We start from the raw sequence: 1,862 nt of genomic DNA on the forward strand, positions 1-1,862 counted from the left end.
GCGGCGGCGGCGGGGGGACGACGGCCCGCCCCCCCCGCGTTCTTGTTACCGGGGTCAGCTTGTGTCGTCACCGCGTCCGGGTATGTTCTACGACCGTTGGGAGATCAAGCCGGTTGTCCAGAGGGAACACACCGCCTTCATATGCGAAGAACGTGCCCCGATTGGATGATCCGTCGCTGACGCCACGGAGGAAAAACCAATGAAGTCGGTTGGGCACGATTCAATCAAGACAGGCCGCACGCTGAACGTAGACGGCAAGACCTATCATTATTTCTCGATTCCGGAAGCTGAGAAGACCATCGGCGATGTGAAGCGCCTGCCGGTCAGCCTCAAGGTTCTGCTGGAAAACATCCTGCGTTTCGAGGATGGCCGGTCGTACAGCGTCGAGGACGCGAAGTCGATCGCCGGCTGGCTGCCCTCGGGCAGCAGCACGAAGGAAGTTCCGTTCAAACCCTCGCGTATTCTGATGCAGGACTTCACCGGCGTGCCCGCCGTGGTCGATCTGGCCGCGATGCGCGACGGTATCCTGAAGCTGAAGGGCGACCCGCAGAAGGTGAACCCGCTGGTGCCCGTCAACCTCGTCATCGACCACTCGGTGATGGTGGACGTGGCCGGCACGCCCGAGGCATTGCAGGACAACGTCACCATCGAGTTCGAGCGGAACGGCGAGCGTTATGCCTTCCTGCGCTGGGGCCAGGAAGCGTTCGAGAATTTCTCGGTCGTGCCGCCGGGCACGGGCATCTGCCATCAGGTGAACCTGGAATATATCGCCCAGGTCGCGTGGACGGCCGATGTCGACGGCAAGAGCTACGTCTATCCCGACACGCTGTATGGCACCGACAGCCACACCACGATGGTCAACGGCCTGGGCGTGCTGGGCTGGGGCGTGGGCGGGATCGAGGCCGAGGCCGCGATGCTGGGCCAGCCGATCGCGATGCTGATCCCCGATGTCATCGGCTTCAAGCTGACGGGCAAGCTGCCCGAGGGCGCGACGGCGACCGATCTGGTGCTGACCGTCACCCAGATGCTGCGCAAGAAGGGCGTCGTCGGCAAGTTCGTCGAATTCTTCGGCCCGGCGCTGGATCATCTGCCGGTGGCCGACCGTGCGACGATCGCGAACATGGCCCCGGAATATGGCGCGACCTGCGGCTTCTTCCCGGTCGATCATCTGACGCTGGATTACCTGCGCCAGACCGGCCGTGACGAACACCGCATCAAGCTGACGGAAGAATACCTGAAGGCGCAGGGCATGTTCCGCACCGCGGAATCGCATGAGCCGGTGTTCACCGACACGCTGGAGCTGGAGCTTTCGACCGTCGTGCCGTCACTGGCCGGGCCGAAGCGTCCGCAGGACCGCGTGACGCTGAAGGATGCGACCGGCGCGTTCGAAACCGAGCTGACCGGCGGTCTGGGCGTTCCCGCCGCCGACGCGCACAAGAAGGCCAAGGTGGCCGGCACGAACTACGAGATCGGCCATGGCGACGTGGTGATCGCGGCGATCACCTCCTGCACCAACACCTCCAACCCGGCGGTGCTGATCGCGGCCGGTCTGGTGGCGAAGAAGGCGCGGGCGCTCGGGCTGAAGCCGAAGCCTTGGGTGAAAACGTCGCTGGCGCCGGGTTCGCAGGTCGTCACCGACTACCTGAACCGTGCCGGCCTGACGGAAGAACTCGACGCGCTGGGCTTCAACACCGTCGGCTATGGCTGCACGACCTGCATCGGCAATTCCGGCCCGCTGGAGCCGCATATCGTCGATGCGATCGAGGGCAACAAGCTGGTCGCCGTTTCGGTGCTGTCGGGCAACCGGAACTTCGAAGGCCGTATCTCGCCCAACGTGCGCGCCAACTATCTGGCCAGCCCGC

Annotated in this window: 1 protein-coding gene; it reads left to right on the plus strand. The window is 64.4% G+C overall.

Annotation, left to right across the window (positions count from 1 at the left end; translation table 11 throughout):
* Positions 1–199: 199 nt before the first annotated feature.
* Positions 200–1,862, plus strand: a 1,663-nt coding sequence (gene acnA, locus ABF821_RS20940; protein WP_415531467.1) for an aconitate hydratase AcnA, incomplete at its 3' end; no start/stop codon positions are given.

Source organism: Gluconacetobacter sp. (genome assembly GCF_047721585.1).
GTDB classification, from domain to species: Bacteria; Pseudomonadota; Alphaproteobacteria; order Acetobacterales; family Acetobacteraceae; genus Gluconacetobacter; species Gluconacetobacter dulcium.